The organism is Gemmatimonadaceae bacterium (genome assembly GCA_035606695.1).
Lineage (GTDB): Bacteria > Gemmatimonadota > Gemmatimonadetes > Gemmatimonadales > Gemmatimonadaceae > JAQBQB01.
Genome location: DATNEW010000021.1, coordinates 19509 through 40216 on the forward strand (window position 1 = coordinate 19509; position 20708 = coordinate 40216).

At 65.9% G+C, this 20708-nt stretch carries 17 protein-coding genes; 14 read left to right on the forward strand and 3 right to left on the reverse strand.

What is annotated here, in order from left to right; translation table 11 throughout:
• Nucleotides 1–15: 15 nt before the first annotated feature.
• Nucleotides 16–642 carry a hypothetical protein gene (locus VN706_09195; GenBank protein ID HXT15794.1) on the reverse strand — a complete coding sequence of 209 codons (627 nt, stop codon included), beginning with the start codon at nucleotides 640–642 and terminating at the stop codon, nucleotides 16–18.
• Nucleotides 639–2126 (reverse strand): ATP-binding protein, encoded by a 1488-nt coding sequence (locus VN706_09200; GenBank protein HXT15795.1) that lies wholly within the window; start codon nucleotides 2124–2126, stop codon nucleotides 639–641. Before VN706_09200 ends, VN706_09195 begins: the two co-directional genes overlap by 4 nt.
• 179 nt (nucleotides 2127–2305) lie before the next feature.
• On the opposite strand from VN706_09200, the gene asnS reads away from it, so the two are divergent.
• A complete protein-coding gene (asnS, locus tag VN706_09205; GenBank protein ID HXT15796.1) occupies nucleotides 2306–3607 on the forward strand; it encodes an asparagine--tRNA ligase in 1302 nt (433 codons plus the stop codon).
• Nucleotide 3608: 1 nt separating this feature from the next.
• On the opposite strand, the gene mazG is transcribed toward asnS, so the two are convergent.
• Nucleotides 3609–4394, reverse strand: coding sequence for a nucleoside triphosphate pyrophosphohydrolase (gene mazG / locus VN706_09210; GenBank protein HXT15797.1), 786 nt, complete (start codon nucleotides 4392–4394; stop codon nucleotides 3609–3611).
• A 72-nt stretch (nucleotides 4395–4466) separates the two neighbouring features.
• Here mazG and alr point away from each other — a divergent pair, with 72 nt between their 5' ends.
• From alr to VN706_09275, 13 genes are all read left to right on the forward strand, one after another.
• A complete protein-coding gene (alr, locus tag VN706_09215; GenBank protein HXT15798.1) occupies nucleotides 4467–5561 on the forward strand; it encodes an alanine racemase in 1095 nt (364 codons plus the stop codon).
• Nucleotides 5558–6727 carry a phosphopentomutase gene (locus VN706_09220; GenBank protein HXT15799.1) on the forward strand — a complete coding sequence of 390 codons (1170 nt, stop codon included), beginning with the start codon at nucleotides 5558–5560 and terminating at the stop codon, nucleotides 6725–6727. Before alr ends, VN706_09220 begins: the two co-directional genes overlap by 4 nt.
• On the forward strand, nucleotides 6727–7167 hold the full coding sequence (locus VN706_09225; GenBank protein ID HXT15800.1) for a cytidine deaminase: 441 nt from the start codon (nucleotides 6727–6729) through the stop codon (nucleotides 7165–7167). The genes VN706_09220 and VN706_09225 overlap by 1 nt, the downstream gene beginning before the upstream one ends.
• Nucleotides 7164–8459 (forward strand): hypothetical protein, encoded by a 1296-nt coding sequence (locus VN706_09230; GenBank protein HXT15801.1) that lies wholly within the window; start codon nucleotides 7164–7166, stop codon nucleotides 8457–8459. Before VN706_09225 ends, VN706_09230 begins: the two co-directional genes overlap by 4 nt.
• Nucleotides 8456–9628 (forward strand): hypothetical protein, encoded by a 1173-nt coding sequence (locus VN706_09235; protein HXT15802.1) that lies wholly within the window; start codon nucleotides 8456–8458, stop codon nucleotides 9626–9628. The genes VN706_09230 and VN706_09235 overlap by 4 nt, the downstream gene beginning before the upstream one ends.
• Before the next feature lie 15 nt (nucleotides 9629–9643).
• Nucleotides 9644–10846 carry an ATP-binding protein gene (locus tag VN706_09240; GenBank protein HXT15803.1) on the forward strand — a complete coding sequence of 401 codons (1203 nt, stop codon included), beginning with the start codon at nucleotides 9644–9646 and terminating at the stop codon, nucleotides 10844–10846.
• Nucleotides 10847–10848: 2 nt separating this feature from the next.
• The gene (locus VN706_09245) at nucleotides 10849–12114 is read left to right on the forward strand and encodes a MiaB/RimO family radical SAM methylthiotransferase (protein HXT15804.1); all 1266 of its coding nucleotides are present in this window, start codon (nucleotides 10849–10851) and stop codon (nucleotides 12112–12114) included.
• A 94-nt stretch (nucleotides 12115–12208) separates the two neighbouring features.
• Complete coding sequence (miaB, locus tag VN706_09250; GenBank protein ID HXT15805.1) at nucleotides 12209–13555, forward strand: tRNA (N6-isopentenyl adenosine(37)-C2)-methylthiotransferase MiaB; 1347 nt, start codon at nucleotides 12209–12211, stop codon at nucleotides 13553–13555.
• A 4-nt stretch (nucleotides 13556–13559) separates the two neighbouring features.
• On the forward strand, nucleotides 13560–15050 hold the full coding sequence (locus tag VN706_09255) for a PQQ-binding-like beta-propeller repeat protein (protein ID HXT15806.1): 1491 nt from the start codon (nucleotides 13560–13562) through the stop codon (nucleotides 15048–15050).
• A 229-nt stretch (nucleotides 15051–15279) separates the two neighbouring features.
• Entirely contained in the window at nucleotides 15280–17514 is a 2235-nt protein-coding gene (locus VN706_09260) for a DNA internalization-related competence protein ComEC/Rec2 (protein HXT15807.1), read from the forward strand.
• Between the two features lie 17 nt (nucleotides 17515–17531).
• Entirely contained in the window at nucleotides 17532–17873 is a 342-nt protein-coding gene (locus VN706_09265; protein ID HXT15808.1) for a hypothetical protein, read from the forward strand.
• A 6-nt stretch (nucleotides 17874–17879) separates the two neighbouring features.
• The gene (gene fbp / locus VN706_09270; GenBank protein ID HXT15809.1) at nucleotides 17880–18908 is read left to right on the forward strand and encodes a class 1 fructose-bisphosphatase; all 1029 of its coding nucleotides are present in this window, start codon (nucleotides 17880–17882) and stop codon (nucleotides 18906–18908) included.
• A 201-nt stretch (nucleotides 18909–19109) separates the two neighbouring features.
• Nucleotides 19110–20705 (forward strand): methylmalonyl-CoA mutase family protein, encoded by a 1596-nt coding sequence (locus tag VN706_09275; GenBank protein ID HXT15810.1) that lies wholly within the window; start codon nucleotides 19110–19112, stop codon nucleotides 20703–20705.
• Nucleotides 20706–20708 lie beyond the last annotated feature (3 nt).

Genomic DNA, 20708 nt, shown 5'->3' on the forward strand with positions numbered 1-20708 from the left:
GCCCATCGCCCAGCGCTAGGGGTGGGGCGGAGGCTGCCCCAGCCGCTTGCGGATCCGATCGAGCTCCGCGTTCGCTTTCGCGAGCTCATCACGCAACCGCTTGATCTCCGCCTGCGCGTCAGCGGTCGTCGCGGCATCAGCGGCGGCTTTCGCGTCTTTGGCGTCGCTGGCGGCGGCGGTTGCATTCGCCGCATTCACCTTTGCATCGTGGACCTGCGACATCGCGTTCGCGGCGAGCTTGTTCAACTCCGAGAGCTGGGCCGCCGCGCGGCGCAGCGTCGTCGCCTCGGCGACGTGGTCGCGCGGACGAGGGTCCTGCAGGTACCCGTCGAGCGACGCGATCGCCGTTGTCAGTGACGCCGAACGGTTCGAGGGATCCATCTTGAACAGCGCGCGCCAGTAGGCCGTCTCCAGCGTCTGGGGCGATCCTGGATAGCGCGCGGCAAATGAAGCCAGCAGGCTGTCGGCTCCGTCGAAGTCACCGTGCGCGGCGTCGGACTGCGCTTGCGTGAGCGTCGCCGGCCAGTTGGCGGCGGGGGCGGGTGTCGAGCGTGCATGCAGCGCGGCACATCCGCTCGAGAGTAGCGGGACGACGACCGACGCGAGGACGAGCGCGACGCGGCGCAACGGTGTGCGCATCACACCGCCGCGGTGATGGCGCGCTGCATCGAAGAACGACGCGCGACCCGAACAGGCAGCGTGATCGAGAATGTCGTTCCTACTCCCACGGTGCTGTCGCACGCGATCGTTCCCCCGTGTGCTTCAACGATTTGCTTTGCGATGGCAAGTCCCAAGCCCGTACCAGTCGTGTGCGCCGACCGTTGGTTGTCGGCTTGGTAAAACTTTTCGAAGATGCGCGGGAGCTGTTCGGGCGGAATACCGGCGCCCGTGTCGCGCACTTCCATGTGAATCCCGCCATCGACCGGCTCTATCCCCAACTCGACCCGGCCGCTGCGTGGGGTGAACTTGAATGCGTTCGACAACAAGTTGCCCAGCACTTCGTTGATGCGGTCCACGTCCCAGTATACCTCATCCGGCAAATCCCCGCGCCGCTCGACCTGGAACGTGATCTCGCGCTGAACGGCCAGCACGTGAAACGCGGCATCGAGCTCGGCGAGAAAGTGGTCGAGATCGACCTTGCGCGGCTCGACACGGCCGCCGCCTGCTTCGAATCGACTCACGTCGAGCAATTGCTTCACGAGCCGGAGCAGCGTGTTGGCTTGAACGACGAGCGTCTTGTGCACGTCGAGCTGCTTCTGTGTCAGAGAGCCGTAAACGCCTTCCTCGAGCAGCTGCAGATATCCGATCATGACGTTGATCGGCGTCTTGAGCTCGTGCGACGCGACGGATACGAATTCGGCCTTGAGCTTGTCGAGCTCGCTCAACTGCCGCGTCATTTCCTTGAAGCTCTCGGCGAGCGTACCGAACTCATCGGTTCGGTCACTCGGTATTCTCAGTTTGAAGTCCAGATCACCGTCGGCGACGGCGGTCATGCCCGCGCGCAGGTCGAGCACCGGTTCGCTGATCGATCGTGTCAGGAGAATCGCGATCACGGCGGCGATGAACAGCGCCAACGCCAGCGCGGTGACGGATACCGTCGTCGTCCGGCCGATCGCCGTGGTCTGAGCAGAGACGACGCTGCTCGTTCGGTCGCGAATCGCGCTCTCCGCAAACGTCGCGGTGGAGTCGGCGCGGTTGAGCGCGGGCACGAACACTTTGGCGGACAGCGCGTCTGCCTTCGCCGTGTCGCCAGCAAGTGCGGCCGCATACTCGGACGGCGCGGCCTGCTGGATCTGCTGCACCGCGCTCCGAATGTCCTGCGCATAGCTCGGCAGCTGGAAGCGGCTGAGCGTGTCGGCCATGGCGCCGAGATGCGAGAGCTCGTGATCGACGGTGTCGCGCGCGGCACTGTTGTATGAGAACAACAGCGCCAGTTCCTCGCGCCGAAGATTGTTGAGGCCCTCGCGGACGCGCCCGATCAGCAGCAGCCCCGAAAACTCGCGGTCGCGCAATGCCTTCGCGTCCTCGTGCAACCGGTTGAGTGACCGGATCGCGAAGACGAGCGGCAGAACGAGAATGATGGCGATGGTAACGAGGCCGGCGCCGAGCCTCGAACGCAGGGTCATGTGCGATGCGTGGGACGTTCGGGAATGAAACTCTATTGCAAGGAAAACACCGCAAGGTCGAAGCCGCTAGCGGGGTACCATCATCTTACCGCCAGTTGTAGCCTTATTGCTCGTCGTTACACCAGCTTAGCCGCTCGTAAGCTGCTCTCAGCAACTGTTCGTACGCCTCGATCCTCTCCATGGCAGACCCGACGCCGCGCATCGCCGAGCTCAAGGACCACGTTGGTCAGCGTGTCACCATCCGAGGATGGGTCACGCACGTAAGATCGTCTGGTAAGGTCGCTTTCGCAGTGATCCGCGACGGTACCGGCGTCATGCAGGCGGTCTTCGTGAAGACGCAGCTGCCGCCCGAGGTGTGGGAGCGGTTCAAGGAGCTGACGCTCGAGGCATCGGTGCACGTGACGGGTGAGGTGCGGGCCGAGGCGCGCGCACCGGGCGGCTTCGAGATGGGCGTCACTGATTTGACCGTCTTCGGCGCCAGCCCCATCGACTACCCGATTCAGCCGAAGGAGCACGGAATCGACTTCCTGCTCGACCACCGGCACTTCTGGCTGCGCTCGAACCGCGTGCGGGCGATCTTCGCCATTCGCAACGAGATCGAGCAGGCGATCCACGATTTCTACTACGAGCGCGGCTTCCTGCGCGTCGACACGCCGATCCTCACCGCGGCGATCGGTGAGCGCAGCGGCCTGTTCTCGACCGAGTACTTCGAGGAAGGGAACGCCTATCTCGCGCAGACCGGTCAGCTCTACGGCGAAGCCGCCGCCGCCGCGTTCGGAAAGATCTATACGTTCGGGCCGACCTTCCGCGCCGAGAAGTCGAAGACGCGGCGGCATCTGACCGAGTTCTGGATGATCGAGCCCGAGGTGGCGTGGAACGACTCGAACGACAACATGCGGTTGCAGGAAGACTTCGTGAGCTTCCTCGTGCAGCGCTGCCTCGAGCGGAGATCCGCGGAGCTCAAGGAGCTCGAGCGCGACACCTCGCATCTCGAGCGGGTGAAGGCGCCATTCCATCGCGTGAACTACACCGACGCGGTCGCGATTCTGCAGAAGAAGGGCAGCGAGGTGAAATGGGGCGACGATTTAGGCGCCGAAGACGAATCATTGCTCGTCGCCGACTACGATCGCCCGGTCTTCGTGATGAACTATCCGAAGGAAGCGAAGGCGTTCTACATGAAGGAGAATCCCGACGATCCGCGCACGGTATTGTGCGACGATTGTCTGGCGCCCGAAGGGTACGGCGAGATCATTGGCGGGTCGCAGCGCGAGGACGATTACGACAAGCTGCTGCACCGCATTCACGAGGAAGGTCTGCCCGTCGATGCCTATGGCTGGTATCTCGATCTCCGCAAATACGGCACGTTCGTGCACTCGGGCTTTGGACTCGGACTCGAGCGAACGGTGGCGTGGATTTGCGGCTTGCCGCATATCCGCGAGGTGATTGCCTTCCCGCGGATGATGCATCGCTTGCGGCCGTAGCTCATTTCCGTTCGGTCGTCTTCACTTCGTCCCACAGCGCGTCCAACTGCTGGAGCGACGCTTCGCCGACCTTGAGCCCCCGCTCGGCCGCCATTTTTTCGACTGCTCCGAACCGCCGCGCGAACTTCACGTTCGCCTTGTCGAGCGCGAGCGCGGGGTGCACGCCGGCCTTGCGGCTCAAATTCACGACCGCGAATAACAGATCTCCAATCTCTTCCTCGAGGCGCTCGTGCGCCGCGTCGTAGTTGGGTGGCGCATGGGGATCGGCGGGCGGCCGCGCGCGCAGCTCCTCGTGTACCTCTTCCAGCTCTTCTTCGACTTTCTGCGCCGGACCCTCCGTGTCGGGCCAGTCGAAACCGACGCCTGCCGCGCGATCTTGTAACCGAAACGCGCGATGCAGCGCGGGCAGATCGGCCGGCAATCCATCCACGATGCTCGCGCGCTTCTTCGCCTTCATCTGCTCCCACGGCTGGCGCGCGCCTTCGCCGTACAGGTGCGGGTGACGGCCTTTCATCTTCGTGATGAAACCGGACGCAACGTCGTTCATGGTGAACGCGCCACGCTCCTCGGCCAGCACGGAATGGAAGAGAATCTGCAGCAGCAGGTCGCCGAGCTCTTCGCGAAGTTGCGCGTCGTTGCCGGCGCGAATGGCGTCGTCGACCTCGTAGGCCTCCTCGATCAAATACGGACGCAGCGACTCGTGCGTCTGCGCGGCGTCCCACTCGCACCGCGCGCGCAGGTCGCGCATCAGGGACAAAGTATCGTCGAGCGATGGTTTACTTTGCATGCGGTTGGGTGTGTACGCCTTGGATAGCCTGGTCCGGTTCGGTATACTACCCGTTCTCTGAATCACGGGTCAATGCACAGTTTGATCAGACGCGCCTGGGTCGAAGTCGACCTCGGCGCGTTGTTACGCAACGCCAGCGCGATTGCCGCGCAGTCACGCGCACCGCTGTTGCCCATGGTCAAAGCCGACGGCTACGGTCTGGGCGCGGTGCGCGTCGCGCGCACGCTCGAGCGGCTCGACCCTTGGGGCTTCGGTGTTGCGACCGTCGGAGAGGGCGAGGAACTTCGCCGCGCACGCATCACCCGGCCCGTTCTCGTCTTCACTCCGCTCCTCGCCGGCGACTTCGACGCGGCGGTTCGCGCCGATCTCACTCCAACGCTCGGCACGCACGAGGGCATCGTGCGCTGGGAAGAAACTGGCCGGCCGTGGCATCTGTCGATCGACACCGGAATGAACCGCGCCGGCGTGCCGTGGAATGAAGTCGCATCGCTGCGCGATCTCCTCGTGCGCTTTCCGCCGCACGGCGCGTTCACGCATTTTCATTCCGCGGAGAAGAAGGACGCCTCACGCGCCGAGCAGGAGCGGCGGTTCGACAAGGCCATCGCGGATTTGCCGATCGAACCGAAGCTCCTGCATGCGGAAAACAGCCCGGCCGTTCAGCACGGCGGCGTTTCGCGCTGGAGTCTCGTGCGTCCCGGCGTGTTTCTGTACGGCGTGACGTCGGGCGAGAATCCACGCATCACACCCGCGCCCGTTGCGTCGCTGCACGCGCGCATCGTCGATGTACGCACGATCGCGGCCGGTGAATCGGTGAGCTACGGCGCCACGTTTCACGCGAGCGAGTTGCGTCGCATCGCGACACTTGCAATCGGATACGGCGACGGATACCGCCGAGCGATGAGCAATCGCGCATGCGTGCTCGTTCACGGTCAGCGCGCGCCGGTCGTCGGTGTGGTCACGATGGACATGACCATGATCGACGTGACTGGGATCGACTGCGCGATCGGCGACGCGGCGACGCTCATCGGGTCCAACGGCGATGATTGCCTCACGGTGAACGACGTCGCCGCGTTCGGCGACATCAGTCCGTATGAGGTTCTCACGAGCCTGCGCGGTCGACTGCCGCGCCGCTACCTGAACGACGCTGACGGAGACGACCGCCGATGAGCCGGCGCGCGGCGATCATCGTCCTCGACGGCGTCGGCATTGGCGCGGCTCCGGACGCGGCGCGATACGGCGACACCGGGAGCAACACGCTTGGCAATGTCGCACGAGCGGTTGGCGGTATGGAGTTGCCAAACCTCGAGCGCGCGGGCCTTGGCAACATCGCTCCCTTGGACGGCGTCTCGCCAAACGACTCCGCCACCGGCGCGTGGGGATTGATGGTCCCGAAGTCGGCGGGAAAAGACAGCACCACCGGCCACTGGGAGATTGCGGGCGTTCATTTGCTCAAACCGTTTCCGACGTATCCCAACGGGTTTCCCGCCGACGTCGTGCGCGAGTTCGAACGTCGCACGGCTCGCCGCGTCATTGGAAGCGTCGTCGGAAGCGGCACGGCGGTTCTCGATCAGTTCGGTCACGAACACCAGCACACGGGCGCGTGGATTCTCTACACGTCGGCCGACTCGGTCTTCCAGGTCGCCGCCCACGAGAACGTTATCGCGCTCGACGAGTTGTATGCCGCGTGCGAGACCGCCCGCGCCATGCTCGTTGCGCCGAATGACGTCTCACGCGTCATCGCGCGTCCCTTCGTCGGTGAGTCGGGTTCGTACACGCGAACGAAGAACCGTCGCGACTTCTCGATCGAGCCGCCCGCCGAGACGTTGCTCGACGCACTGGCGACCGCGGGCGTGCCCCGCGCGGGTGTCGGCAAGGTCGACGACTTGTTTGCGGGGCGAGGTATCGTTTCGCGCCACACCGCCAACAATGCGGAGGGCATCTTTGCGATCGGCCAATGGCTGAGCGATGCGCCAAGTGGGTTACTTTTCAGCAACTTGGTAGATTTCGACCAGGCTTTTGGGCACCGGAACGACACTCAGGGGTTTTATGGGGCGCTGCGTGAGTTTGACGCTGCGCTGCCGGCGCTCCTGGCCACGTTACGAGAGGACGATCTGCTCTTCATTACCGCCGACCACGGGAACGACCCAACGACAGCATCGACCGACCACGCACGCGAGTGCGTGCCGTTGCTCGTGCTCGGGCCGGCGGTCCGTCCCCAGGCACTCGGCCGCCGCGCCACGTTCTCGGATCTTGGCGCGACCGTTGCCGAGTGGCTCCGCGTCGATTTTCGAGGCCGTGGCAGCTCGTTCCTTCCCGAACTGACCGGGCGATAGTGGCCACAGACGCGCGCACGAATAGTCCCGCCGGCGACGAGCGAACGATGACACTGCTGCGCGAGCGAGCGTTCGCCGCGATGGAGCGGGCGTACGCGCCGTACTCCAAGTTCCGTGTCGGCGCCGCGATTCTCGCGTCCGACGGCAGCGTTACCGAAGGCTGCAACGTGGAGAACGCCGCCTATCCCGCCGGCATGTGCGCCGAGCGCGGCGCGATCGCCTCGGCCGTGGCGCGCGGCAATCGCAGCTTCGAGGCGGTGATGATCGCCACCGAAGCCGAGGAGCCGACGCCGCCGTGCGGCATCTGCCGCCAGGTCCTCGAGGAATTCTCGCCGCATTTGCTCGTCATCTCGACCACTCGCGATGGACGCGAGGCGCGCTGGTCGCTCGATGAGCTGCTGCCCAAGGCGTTCACTCCGCAATCACTCGACCGGCGATGAATAGATTTTTTGAGGAACGATCACGCAAGTTTCTCGGTCTGCTTACCGCGGTGCTCGCGACCGTATCGATCGCCGCGTGCAGTGAAAAGCTCGAAGCGGGCAAATCGTGTCCGCTGCTCTGTCCCGAGCAAGCGATCTCGCTGAGCGACACGACGATCGACGCCATCGTCACGGATACGACCGTGCTCGGTCTGCCGCCGATCGGCGCCGAGGCGTTTCTCATGCTCGCGTCACATGGCGACACGCTCGACTCGCGCGCGATGGTCCGCTTCGACACGCTCCCGCAAACGTTCACGGCGCGGAATTCAATCGACAGCTCGATCACGGTCATCGACAGCGCGTTCCTCGTGACGCCGATCGCCAAGCCGGACAGCGCGCATCGCCCGGCCGGTCCGATCACGATCGAAGTCTACGACGTCGACACCACGGCGACGGACACCGTCGCCTCGATTCTCGGCTCGCTGTTCCGGAACGACCGGTTCCTGGGCTCGCGCACGTTCCGGCCGGAGTCGTTGACCGACACGCTCCAGATTCCGATCTCGACGGACACGGTGCTCGACCGCGTGTTGAACGGAAAGAAGCTGCGCGTCGGCTACCGCCTGGTGACCCCAACTGGTCGCGGCTACGACATTCGCATCGGCAGCACGCAAGGCACGGCGGCGGTGTCGTTGCGCATCAAGGCGTCGCTGGACACCGCCGCGACGGCCGTCGTCGTTTCGCCGCTGTCGAACACACCGCTGAATCAGTCCTTTCTCGCCGGGCCGCTCGCCGACTTCACGATCGTGCTGAAGGGCCTGACGTCGTCGCCGGCCACTGTTTTGGCGGTTGGCGGCGTCCCGTCTCGGCGCTCGCTGCTGCGCTTTGACGTGCCGTCGCACATCATCGATTCGACGACGATCGTTCGTGCGTCGCTCATTCTGACGCAGCTGCCGAACCGGCGAATCGATCCGCGTGATTCGATCTTCGTATTTCCGAACGCGATTCTCGCCGGACCGACGGTCACCAACGCCGGCTCCGCCCTGGGATTCATTGGCACCAACGGCCAATTCGGCCTCGATTCACTGCTCATCGCGCCCGGTGACAGCGGCCAGAAGAGTTTCGAGATCGTCGGTCTCGTACGCACGTGGAAAGGCAATCCGACCACGACGAGCCCGCGCGCCATCGCCCTGCGCAGCGGGCTCGAAGGTCAGGCGCCCGGCGAAATCGATTTCTTCTCGACGAAAGCCGCTGCGGCGCTGCGGCCGAGGCTTCGCATCACCTACGTGCCGCAAACGAGCTTCGGAATCCCATGAGCCCTCGTCGAACGCAAACTGAAACGAACGGTCGGGCAATCCGCTCGCTATTGGTGGCGCTGCTCTTCAGCGCGATCAGTACCATGCGTGCGAACGCCCAAGCCAATTTGAGCTCGCAAGGGTTCGGTTTCCCCACGGGCCAGTTCAGCTCACGGGCGTATGGCACCGGCGGTGCGATCGGCGAAATGGATCCGTTGTCACCGATCAATCCGGCGGCGCTCGCGCAGCTCGGATCGCGCCTCGTCTTCTTCCAGATCGAGCCCGAGTACCGAAGCGTGACGACGAGCAACGGAACCGAGCGCACGACCACGGCGCGTTACCCCGTCGTGTTTGGAGCCATCCCGTTCGGTTCACGTTTGGTGATGAGCCTCAGCTCGTCCACGCTGCTCGACCGAACGGCAACGACCGTCTTCAATACGACCGACACGATCGCCGCGGGCGAGCTGGTGCCGATCACGACGCGCTTTCGCGTGGACGGCGCGTTGAACGACATTCGCCTTGCCGGCGCATGGACGGCAGCGCAGTGGCTTCGCGTTGGTGTCGGGGTGCACGGCATCGCCGGTCACAATCTCGTGAGCATCACGCAATCATTCACGGACACGACGCAGTTTGCACCCTTCACGCAGCAACGCGTCCTCGGCTTCGGCGGTGCCGCTGCATCGGCGGGCCTTCAGGTGTTCAGCAAGACGTGGAACGCGTCCGCCTCGTTCCGCGTGGGCGGGAAGCTCGACCTCTCGTCCGAAGACACCGTGCTCACGTCGGCGCACGTCCCGAACCGGTTCGGTGTGTCGCTCGCGTACACCGGTATCCCCGGTTCGTCGATCGCGGTGCGCACCGCGCACGACACGTGGTCCGCGCTCGGCAATCTCGGGCAGAATGGGCTGGTCGGCGTCGATGCGTGGGACACGAGCGTCGGAGGCGACTTTACCGCGCCACGAATCTTGAGCCATCCGGTGTTCTTGCGCGCGGGGTTCCGCGATCGTACGCTCCCATTTCAAGCCGCCGGTCAGGATGTGATGGAAAAGAGCATCACGGCCGGTATTGGAAGCGCGTTCGCCAACAACCGAGTGCTTGGCGATCTCGCGATCATCAGCGCGTCGCGCAGCGCGAACATCGGCGCGTCGGAGCACGCCTGGACGATCAGCATCGGGCTCAGCGTCTTACCGTAAGACGGTAACACATTCGTGGAACAATCCGAGCTCCCGCCCAACGCGCCAACGATTCTCGTCGCCGACGACGTCGAAGCGAACGTGGAGTTGCTCTTCGACCAGCTGCACGTGCTCGGATTTCGCGCCATCGCCGCCCACGACGGCCCATCGGCGCTCGCGGCCTGTTTCGAGCATCGCCCCGATCTCGCGATCCTCGACGTCTCGATGCCGGCCGGCGATCTCGGGGTCGACGACCGCTCGACGGGGTTCGAGGTGTGCCGGCGCATCAAGCGTGATCCGCGCACGAAGAGCATTCCCGTCATCTTCGTCACGGCGCTGAACGACACGACGGACCGCGTGAAGGCGATCGAGGCCGGCGGCGACGACTTCCTCACCAAGCCGCATAACCGCCTGGTGCTCGGCGCGCGTGTCCGGAGCCTGCTCAAGCTCAAGGCGGCGACCGACTCGCTGGAGGATACGCTACGCAAGCTGCGCGAAGCGGAGAAGATGCGCGACGACCTGATGAAGATGATCGTGCACGATCTCAAGACGCCGCTCACCTCCGTGCTCGCGACGACCGAAATGCTCATCGACGGCGACTTTGGCGCGTTGGCTGACGAGCAGCGCCGCGCGCTGGGCGACGTCGAAGGCAAGGCCGAAGATCTGCTCGCGCTGATCGAGGATTTGCTGGAGGTGGCGCGCATCGAGGAAGCGACGATGACGCTCGACCTGCAACCGATCGCTCCCGCGGCGCTGCTCAACGAGATCGTCAACGAGTGGGCGCTGCGCTTCCAGCAGGAAGGTGCGCACGCCACGATCGACGTCTCGGACGACGCCACGGTGTTCGAGGCCGACAAGGGCCTGCTCAAGCGCGTCATCGGCAACCTGGTATCGAACTCGTTGACGCACTCGGCGAGCGCGGTGACGCTGACGCTGTCGGCCCGCCGCGACGGCGACGCGATTCTGTTCACGGTCGCCGACAACGGCCCGGGCATTCCGGCCGAGTATCACGAAGTGATATTCAGGAAGTTTGAACGCGTGAAGAATCCGAGCATTCCGCGCACACGCAGCTCGGGACTGGGCCTCGCCTTCTGCAAGCTGGTCGTCGACGCGCACGGCGGGCGGATCTGGGTGCAGAGCGCCGGCGAAGGCAAGGGAAGCGCCTTCCACTTTTCCATGCCGATCAAGCCCGCGCACCGCGAGGTGCGCGTGACGTCGAGCGGCGCCGTGCCGGCGTGAAGGTGTACCTGCGCACCCTTGGGTGCCGGGCGAACCACTACGATACCGAAGCGGTTCGCGAGCTCGTCGAAGCGAGTGGGCACGCGATCGTTTCGTCGCCCGCGGACGCGGACGTCGCGGTGTTCAACAGCTGCGCGGTCACCGCGGATGCCGAGGCGGAGTTGCGGAAGCTGGTTCGTCGGGCGGCGCGATCGAAGCCGTCGCTTCGCACGCTCGTCATGGGTTGCGCCGCCGCGCTCGACGACGACCGCGCGCCCGCGTTGCGCGCGCGATCGCTGCCGACGGTCGAGCATGTTGTTGGCGGCGCGGATCTGCCGCGCATCGCCGCGGCGCTCGAGCTACGCGCGCCGGCGACCACGCTCACCCGCCGCCAGGCTGGCACGCGCGCGCTGCTTCGCGTGCAGGACGGTTGCGACGAGCATTGCACGTTCTGCGCGACGACGCTCGCACGCGGCGCGAATCGCAGCCGAGCAGCAGATGAGTTGGTGCGCGAAGCCCTGGTGCTTGCGGAGTGGCATTCAGAAATCGTCATTACGGGAATTCACATCGGGACGTACGGCCGCGACGCCGGGACTTCGCTGGGGGCGCTCATGCAGCGGCTCGTGCGCGACGTGCCCGATGTTCGCTTCCGCTTGTCGTCGATCGAGGCGACCGAGCTCGATGCCGCGCTGGTCGAGCTGATGTCGGGCGAGCCGCGCCGCGTTGCGCCGTACGTGCACGCGCCCGTGCAGACGGGCTCTGATCGACTGCTGCGCCGGATGGGGCGCAATTGGTATACTTCTGCTACTTATTCCGCCGCACTCGAGCGCTTGGCCGAGCGTGTGCCGATTCTTGGAATCGGCGCGGACGTCATCGCCGGATTCCCGGGCGAGACCGAGACCGATCACGCCGCGACGAAAGCGCTCGTCGCGCGGCTGCCGTTCACCTATCTGCACGTGTTTCCGTACTCGCTGCGACCGGGGACGGCGGCCGAGCGACTGCCGGATCGCGTGTCGTCGCACGCGGTGCTCGAACGGGCGACGGAGCTTCGCGCGATCGGAGAAGCAAAGGCGTCGGCCCATCGCGCGTTGCGCGTTGGAGGGTGCGCCGACGTGATCGTCATCGGCGAGGGTGGCGCGAAGTCGGGAATGACGGAAGACTTCCTGACCGTCGCGCTCGACGACATGTCACGTGGACGAAACGAGCGATTCGCGGCGCGGCTCGTGGAACGCGGCGGGGCGCTGGTTGCGGTGGAGGAGTCGTGCGCGCTGGCCGTGTCGCCGCGGTAGCCGCGGTTGCAGCGGATCTATTGGCGGTAAGGCGCGTTACCCGTCGCCGCGCGCTATCTTACAAGATTCACCCGCCTTGTCGCTTTCGATCCCGATGACCGACCCGCGCCCCACCGTTTACGTCGAGACCTACGGCTGCCAGATGAACGTGAGCGACTCCGAGCTCATGCTCGGAAAGCTCGCCGCGCACGGCTATGACGCCGTCGAGCAGCCCGACGGCGCCGACGTCATTCTGGTGAACACCTGCGCGATCCGCGACCACGCCGAACAGCGCGTCATCGGGCGGCTGGGCGAGCTCAAACGCAACATGAAGCCCGGCGCGATCGTCGGCGTCACGGGATGCATGGCGCAGCGCCTCGGTCCCGAGCTCCTGAAGAAGGCGAAGCACGTGAGCGTCGTGATTGGCCCCGACGGGTATCGCGCGCTGCCGGCGCTCATCGATGGCGCGCGCCGCGGTGAACGAACGACCGCCACGACCTTCGATCTCGAGGAGCACTACGAGGACTTCGAGCCGCGCCGCTTCGACAAGGTCAAGGCGTGGATTCCCGTGCAGCGCGGCTGTGATTACCGCTGCACGTATTGCATCGTGCCGACGACGCGCGGTCCGGAACGCAGCCGCAAGCTGGCGGACGTCGTCCGCGAAGCGAATGACGTCGTCGCGGCCGGGATGTCGGAGATCGTGCTGCTCGGGCAGACGGTGAATTCGTATCACGATGGTACTAATGATTTCGCGGATCTATTGCACGCGATCGGCCAGGTCGACGGTGTTCGCCGCCTTCGATTCACCAGCCCGCATCCGAACGACTTCTCCGATCGCGTGATCGACGCCATGGCCGACGTCGACGCCGTGTGCGAGCACGTGCATCTGCCGATGCAGTCGGGCTCGTCGCGCATTCTCAAGCGCATGCTCCGCCGCTACACGCGCGAAGAGTACCTCGCGTGCGTCGAGAGACTGCGCGCCGCGATTCCGGGTTTGTCCGTCACGACCGACGTCATCGTCGGCTTCCCCGGCGAAACGGAAGCCGACTTCGAGGAAACGCTCGAGGTGGTACGCGAGGTCGGCTTCATGGACGGATTCACATTCAAGTTCTCGCCGCGCGACGGCACGCCGGCCACGCGCATGCCGGCCGAGCTGACGGTGAGCGACGAGGTCGCGAGCGAGCGGCTCGCCCGGCTCGTCGAGACGATCCGATCCAACTCGCGCGCGGCGAACATGCACCAGCTCGGCCGGCGCGTCGAAGTGCTCGTCGAGCGCGAAGCGCGGCGCGGCGGCGACCTCGTGATGACGCGCACGCGCGACTTCCGAACGGTGCTCGTGCCGGGCGACGCGAGCATGCTCGGCCAGTACCTCAACGTCGAGCTGTCGGGGACGACGGGGTCCACGTTCACCGGGCAGATCGTCCGTGAACGTGAGCGCCAGCCGCTGCCCATGGCGGGATAAGGACGTGGGCGCGCGACTCGTCGTGCGTGTGGCGCGTGCGCTGATCGGACTGGCGACGCTTACGGCGACAGTTGCTGCGACGGCCTGCGATCGCACGTCGATCGCCGCGACGGCGCATGATTCGACGACCACCTCGCCGCCACCCGTTACGGCGGCTCTGAGCGCGCACGATTGGACGCGATTCGGCTTCGACGTTGGCCGTTCGAGCGCCTCACCTGATTCGATCGCGATCGATTCGACGAACGCCGCGTCGCTCACGCGGACGCAGATCTCGATCGACGGCACCGTCGACGCCGCCGCGATTTTTCTTCACGGCGTGACGGTCGCCGGCGCGTCGCATGACGTCCTGTTCGTGACGACGACGTACGGAAAGACCGTGGCGATCGATGCGTCGAGCGGCACGACGCTCTGGGAATTCACGCCGCCGGGGTACTCGTCGTTCGCGGGCAGTGCGCAGATCACGACGACCACGCCGGTCGCCGATCCGTCGCGCCAGTTCATCTACGCGGCGTCGCCGGACGGCTCCATTCGCAAGCTCGCTGTCGCGGATGGGCGCGTCGTATGGACGACGCCGATCACGACGTTGCCGGCGCGCGAGAAGATCGCGTCGCCGCTCAACTTCGATCGCGGGCACGTCATCGCGGTGACGGGCGGCTACATCGGCGACGCGGCGCCGTATCAGGGCCATGTCTCGGTGCTCGACGCATCGAACGGCGGGGTGCTGCATACCTGGAATTCGCTGTGCAGCGACCGGGCCGGCCTGCTCACTCCGAGCTCGTGCAGCCAGAGCGGGTCCGCGATCTGGGGTCGCGCCGGCGCGGTGATCGATTCCGCGACGGGCGAGATCTACGTCACCACCGGCAACGCGCGCTGGGATGGGCTCACCAATTGGGGCGACGCGGTGCTCGCGCTCGACGCGAACGCCACGCATCTCATCGGCAATTATACACCTGCTAATACACAAACACTCAATAACACCGACGCGGACCTCGGCTCGACGTCGCCCGTGCTGCTCGGCGGCGGGCTCGTGGCGCAGGGCGGCAAGGACGGACACATCCGCGTATTGAAGTGGTCGGACATGCGGGGAACCGTCGCGAATTCCGGCGGCGAAGTGCAGCTGCTGTCGACCCCGTCCGGCAATGCGCTCTTCACCGCGCCGGCCGTCTGGCGCGCGAGCGACGGCACGTGGGTGTTCGCGGCCGACGGCGGCGGTACGCAGGCCTGGAAGCTGTCCGGCGGCCAGCTGACGTCGGTCTGGCGGAACGGCAATTCCGGGACGAGTCCGGTCGTGGCGGGCGGATTGGTGTTCGTGTACGACCCGGGTGGAAGCCTGCGCATCTACACGGCGCGTGGTGGCAACCAGGTCGCGCGGCTCACGATGGGATCCGGGCATTGGAACAGTCCGATCGTGGTCGATCGCATGGTGATGGTGCCGGAGGGGAACGCGAACTCGCATCAGACGAGCGGCGTCATCGACGTCTTTAGACTTCCCTAAACTTCCCTAAAGTCGGCGGACTCCCCTCACTCCGCGGTCATCCTGAGTGGAGCGAAGGACCCCTGTCTCAGCGGAGCGCGGCATGAGACTCCTCCGCCGGGACGGGGGTCCTTCGACTGCGGCGCTGCGCGCCTTCGCTCAGGATGACATGCGTTGTGTGGTGAAATGATCCGCCGCGCGGTGGATCGATGGCATCCGCCGCGCCCGCGCACGGTATCCTCTCGCGACGATGCCTCTCGTCGCCTGGGCGCTCGGCGCATACATCGCGGGACTCTACGCCGGCTTTTCGGCGGCGCCCCTGCTCATTGGTGTCGCGCTGGCTGCGTCGGCGCTCGCCGGCGTCATTCATGCGCGAACGGCGATCGCCGGTCTCGTCGCCGCGTGTCTCGCCGGCGTGTTCATGGCGCAGGCCGCCGTGCGTGCCGACGCCAATTGCCTGCGTGCGGTACAGGAGACCGGCAGCGCCGACGTGGTGCTTCAGGGTGACGCGTCGCCTGGAGCATTCGTGCGCGCCGGGGTGGACGGATGCGGCGCGACGATATCGATATCGATCGTCAGCGGCGAGGCGATGGAGGGCAGTCACGCGACGGTGCACGGCATCGCACTGCGCGGCGATCGCGGTGTGGTGCTGCAGCATGCGTCCATCGCAATGGCGAGCGCGAATCGACCCGGCCTGCTCAACCGACTCCGCGCTGCTGCCGGGCACGCGATCGATGACACCTTCGGCTCGGACGCACCGCTCGTACGCGCGCTGCTGATCGCCGATCGCCACGAGATCGCGCCCGAGGTGCGCGACCGATTCGCCGCCGCGGGCTTGGCGCACATCCTTGCCATCGCCGGCCTGCACATCGGCATCATTGGACTCGCGTTCTCGATTCTGCTCGAGCTGCTTGGCGTCTCGCGCCGAACGTCGAGCATCGCGACGATCGGCGCCATCGTCGTCTACGTCGCCATCATCGGCGCGCCGGTGCCAGCGGTTCGCTCGGCGACCATGCTGAGCGTGCTCCTCGCGACGCGCCTCATGCAGCGACCGACCTCGCGCTGGGCCATCGTCGCACTCGGCGCGGCGCACGCGGTGCTCGATGCGCGCGTCGTGCTGGAGGTTGGCTATCAGCTCAGCGTCGTCGGCGTGTCGTCCATGATCGCGGCGGGAATGTTGGGCAGGCGGCTTGGGCTCCATCGCTGGCGGCCGTTTCCGAAAGCGGCCGCGTTGACACTCCTCGGCACCACGGTGGCGACGATTGGTTCGGCGCCGATCGTCGCGTTGGCGTTTGGGCGCGTGAGTCTCATCGCGCCGCTCAGCAATCTCGTGGCGACGCCGCTGATCGCGCTCGCGCAGCCGATGATTCTCGCCGGGCTGCTGGTGTCGCCGATCGCGCCCGTCGCGCACTACATCGCGGACGCGGCGCACCCGTTGCTCGCCGGCCTGAACGGCGTCGCCACTCTCTCCGCGTCGATTCCGTGGGCGAGCGTCGGCGTGGCGCCGAGTGCTGCGGCGGCGGTGATCGCGGCGGCGATGTCGGCGTGTGTGATCGTCGCGTGTGCATCACGGGAGTGGCGGCGTCCGGCGACATTGGCCGCTGTCGCCGCGACGACGTTGGCGTGGCTGCCGTTCGCGCCGTCGCGCGCGGGGCTCTTCGAAATTCATATGATCGATGTTGGGCAGGGCGATGCGATCGCACTGCACACGCCGCACGGTCATTGGATCGTCGTCGACGCGGGCCGCGCGTGGCGCGGTGGCGACGCCGGTCGGTCGACCGTCGTTCCGTACATCGGCCTTCGCGGTGGCGACGTCGATGAATTCATTCTGAGTCATCCGCACACCGATCATGTCGGCGGCGCCGCGACCGTGCTCCAGGTACTGCGTCCGCGCATCTATGTCGACGCGGGATTTCCCGGGCCGGCGGAGTCCTATCGCGCGTCGCTCTCCGCGGCGCGAGACGTTGGCGTTCGTTGGCAGCGCGCGCATCCCGGCGACACCGCGACGATCGACGGCGTGTCGCTGCGCATTCTCGCGCCCGATTCCGCGTGGACTGCACATCTCGTCGACCCGAACCTCGCGAGCGTGATCGTGCTGGTGCAGTACGGCGCGGTGCGCATGCTCATGATGGGCGACGCCGAGCGGCCGGAAGAGGAGTGGCTGCTCGCGCATGAACGTGATGCGTTGCATGCTGACATTCTGAAGGTCGGGCATCACGGCAGCAGCACGAGCAGCTCGCCGGAGTTCCTCACGGCCGTCACGCCTCGCCTCGCGCTGGTCTCCGTCGGCGCGGGAAACAGCTATCACCTGCCGACGCCGTCCGTGATGCACCGCCTGGCCGCGCAAGGCGCCGGGGCCCAGGTTCTGCGTACGGATCATCTCGGCACCATCGTCGTTCGAACGGACGGCGATCGAATTCTCATCGATGCCGCCGGAGACGAATGGGAGTTGCCGCCGCGCTCGAACTCGTTGGGCACGCGTTGATCGGAGAGCCGGATTGCTTGCCCGAGCATGTGACCGCGCGCTTTCCGGAACTGCGGCGCGCGCGGTGGCGTCGCGGCGGCTTGCCGGTGCGGGTCGGCGGCTGGTGCTTGGGACAGCGTACGGTGTCGGCCATTACGCTGTGGCACACCATCTGGCTTGCGCCCGGCGTCAGTCCGTCAGTCGAATTGCTCTTGCACGAATTACGACACGTCGATCAGTTTGAGGCGAGCACGGCCTTTCCGCTGCGCTATCTGTGGGAGTCGCTACGGCGCGGCTATGTTAGGAATCGCTTCGAGGTCGATGCGCGCGAATACGCGGCGGCGCGGCTGCGCGCCCACGACGACACCCTGAACGGATGAACTAGCGTGGTCAAACACACAGCGACGTCGGTCGTCACGATCGAGCGATTCATCATCGAAGAGGAACGCAATCACCCGGAAGCGACGGGCGAGCTTTCGGGCATTCTCTACGACCTGGCGCTCGCGGCGAAGATGATCGCCAACAAGGTGCGCAGCGCGGGCCTCGCCGACATCCTTGGTTCGGCCGACCTCGAGAACGTGCAGGGAGAGGTGCAGCAGAAGCTCGACATTCTCTCGAATGAGATCATCGTCAAGGCGATGGACCACGGCGGCCGCCTGTGCGCCATGGCGTCGGAAGAGGAGCCGGGCATCATTCAGATTCCCGAGCACTTCAAGTGCGGCAAGTATTGTCTGCTCTTCGACCCGCTCGACGGATCGTCGAACATCGACGTGAACGTGCCCGTCGGAACGATCTTCTCCGTCGTCCGCAAGATCACGCGCGGCCGCCATGGAGAGCTCGAGGACATGCTGCAGCCGGGGCGGCGCCAGGTGGCCGCGGGGTACGTCATCTACGGCTCGAGCACGATGATGGTGTACACGACCGGGCAGGGCGCGCACGGCTTCACGCTCGACCCGTCCATTGGCGAATTCCTGCTCTCGCATCCGAACATTCGCATTCCGGAAAACGGGCGGTATTTGTCGGTTAACGATTCATATGAGCAGCACTGGGACGACAACGTTCGCACGGTGATGCGCAAGTACAAAGGCCTCGACAACGATCACAAGGCGCTGAGCACGCGCTACGTCGGCTCGCTCGTCGCCGACTTCCATCGCAACCTGCTCGGCGGCGGCATCTTCGCGTATCCATCGAGCCGCAAGTCGCCGAACGGCAAGCTGCGGTTGCTGTATGAGGCAAATCCGCTGGCGTTCATCGTGGAGCAGGCGGGCGGCGCGGCGTGCGATGGATCGCAGCGCATTCTCGACGTGACGCCGACGGAGTTGCATCAGCGGACGCCGCTCTATATCGGGAGCAAGAGCGAGGTAGAGCTGGCGCAGCGGACGCTCGCGCAGAAGGCGGAGTTGGCGCTGACGTAACGGCGCTGTCATCCCGAGCGAAGGCGCGCATCGCGGACCCCCCGCTGTCATCCCGAGCGAAGGCGCGAAGCGCCGAAGTCGAGGGACCCCCGTCCCGACGGAGGAGCTCCACGCAGCGCTCCGCCGAGAAGGGGGTCCTTCGACTCGCTCGCTGCGCTCACTCGCTCAGGATGACGCACGCCGCGTTAATTTCCGGTCGCCATGCCCGACGACTCCAAAACTTCTCCTTCCGGCGTGCCGATCGCGCCGGTGTATCGCCCTGACGACGCGGCGCTCGATTACGCGCGCGACCTGGCCGATCCCGGCGCGTTTCCATTCACGCGTGGCGTGCAGCCCACGATGTACCGCGGCCGCCTGTGGACCATGCGGCAGTACGCGGGGTTCGGCACGGCCGCCGAGACGAACCGGCGATTCCATCTGTTGCTGGACGCGGGGCAGACAGGCTTAAGCGTTGCGTTCGACTTGCCGACGCAGATGGGCATCGACTCCGACTCATCGCGCGCCCTCGGGGAAGTCGGACGCGTCGGTGTGGCGATCGACACCGTCGACGACATGCATACGCTGCTCGACGGCATTCCGCTCGACAAGGTGTCGACGTCGATGACCATCAACGCGACGGCGTCCACGCTGTTGGCGATGTACATCGTCGTCGCGGAGGAGCGCGGCATTTCGCGCGACAGGTTGAGCGGCACGATTCAGAACGACATCCTCAAGGAATACATCGCGCGCGGCACGTACATCTATCCCCCCGAGCCGAGCCTGGCGCTGATCGCGGAGGTGTTCCGCTTCTGCGCGGACGAGGTGCCGAACTGGAATCCGATCTCGATCTCCGGCTATCACATTCGCGAGGCCGGCGCGACCGCTATTCAAGAATTGGCATTCACGTTTGCAAATGCGATCGAATATGTGGGACGGGCGATCGGCGCGGGGCTGCCCGTCGACCGGTTCGCGCCGCGCCTGTCGTTCTTCTTCGCGGCGCACAACGACCTGTTCGAAGAGGTCGCCAAGTTTCGCGCGGCGCGGCGCATCTACGCCCGCTTCATGCGCGAACGTTTCGGCGCCGGCGATGCGAGCGCGCGGTTACGATTCCACACCCAGACCGGCGGCGTGACGCTCCAGGCGCAACAGCCGCTCAACAACGTCGTGCGCGTCACGGTGCAGGCGCTCGCCGCGGTCCTCGGCGGCACGCAATCGCTGCACACGAACGGGTACGACGAGGCGCTCGCGCTGCCGACGGAGCAGGCCGCGACGCTGGCGCTCCGCACGCAGCAGATCGTCGCGCACGAATCCGGCGCCGCGCTCACCGCCGATCCGCTCGCCGGCAGCTACTACGTCGAGCACCTGACGAACGAGCTCGAACGGCAGGCAAACGCACTGATCGCCAGGGTCGATGAGCTGGGCGGCGCCGCGAAAGCGATCGGCGCGTCGTTCTTTCAGGAGGAGATCGCGCGCAGCGCCTACGAGTACCAGATGCGCGTGGAGGCAGGCGAGACCGTCATCGTCGGCGTCAACAAGTTCTCGGACGGCAAGGAGCCGCCGCTCATTCCGGCGCCCAATTTCAGCGCGCTCGAGCGCGAGCAGGTCGCGCGCTTGAACGCCGTGAAGCAACAGCGCGATTCTGCACGCGTCGCCGAAACGCTCGATCGGTTGCGTGAGGCCAGCCGCTGCTACGCGAAGGCGGACGGCGAACGCCCGCCGCTGATGGAGATGATCGTCGATGCGGCGCGTGCGCGGGCGAGTGTCGGGGAGATCGCCGACACGCTGCGCGAGACGTGGGGCACGTATCGGCCGGCCTGATGC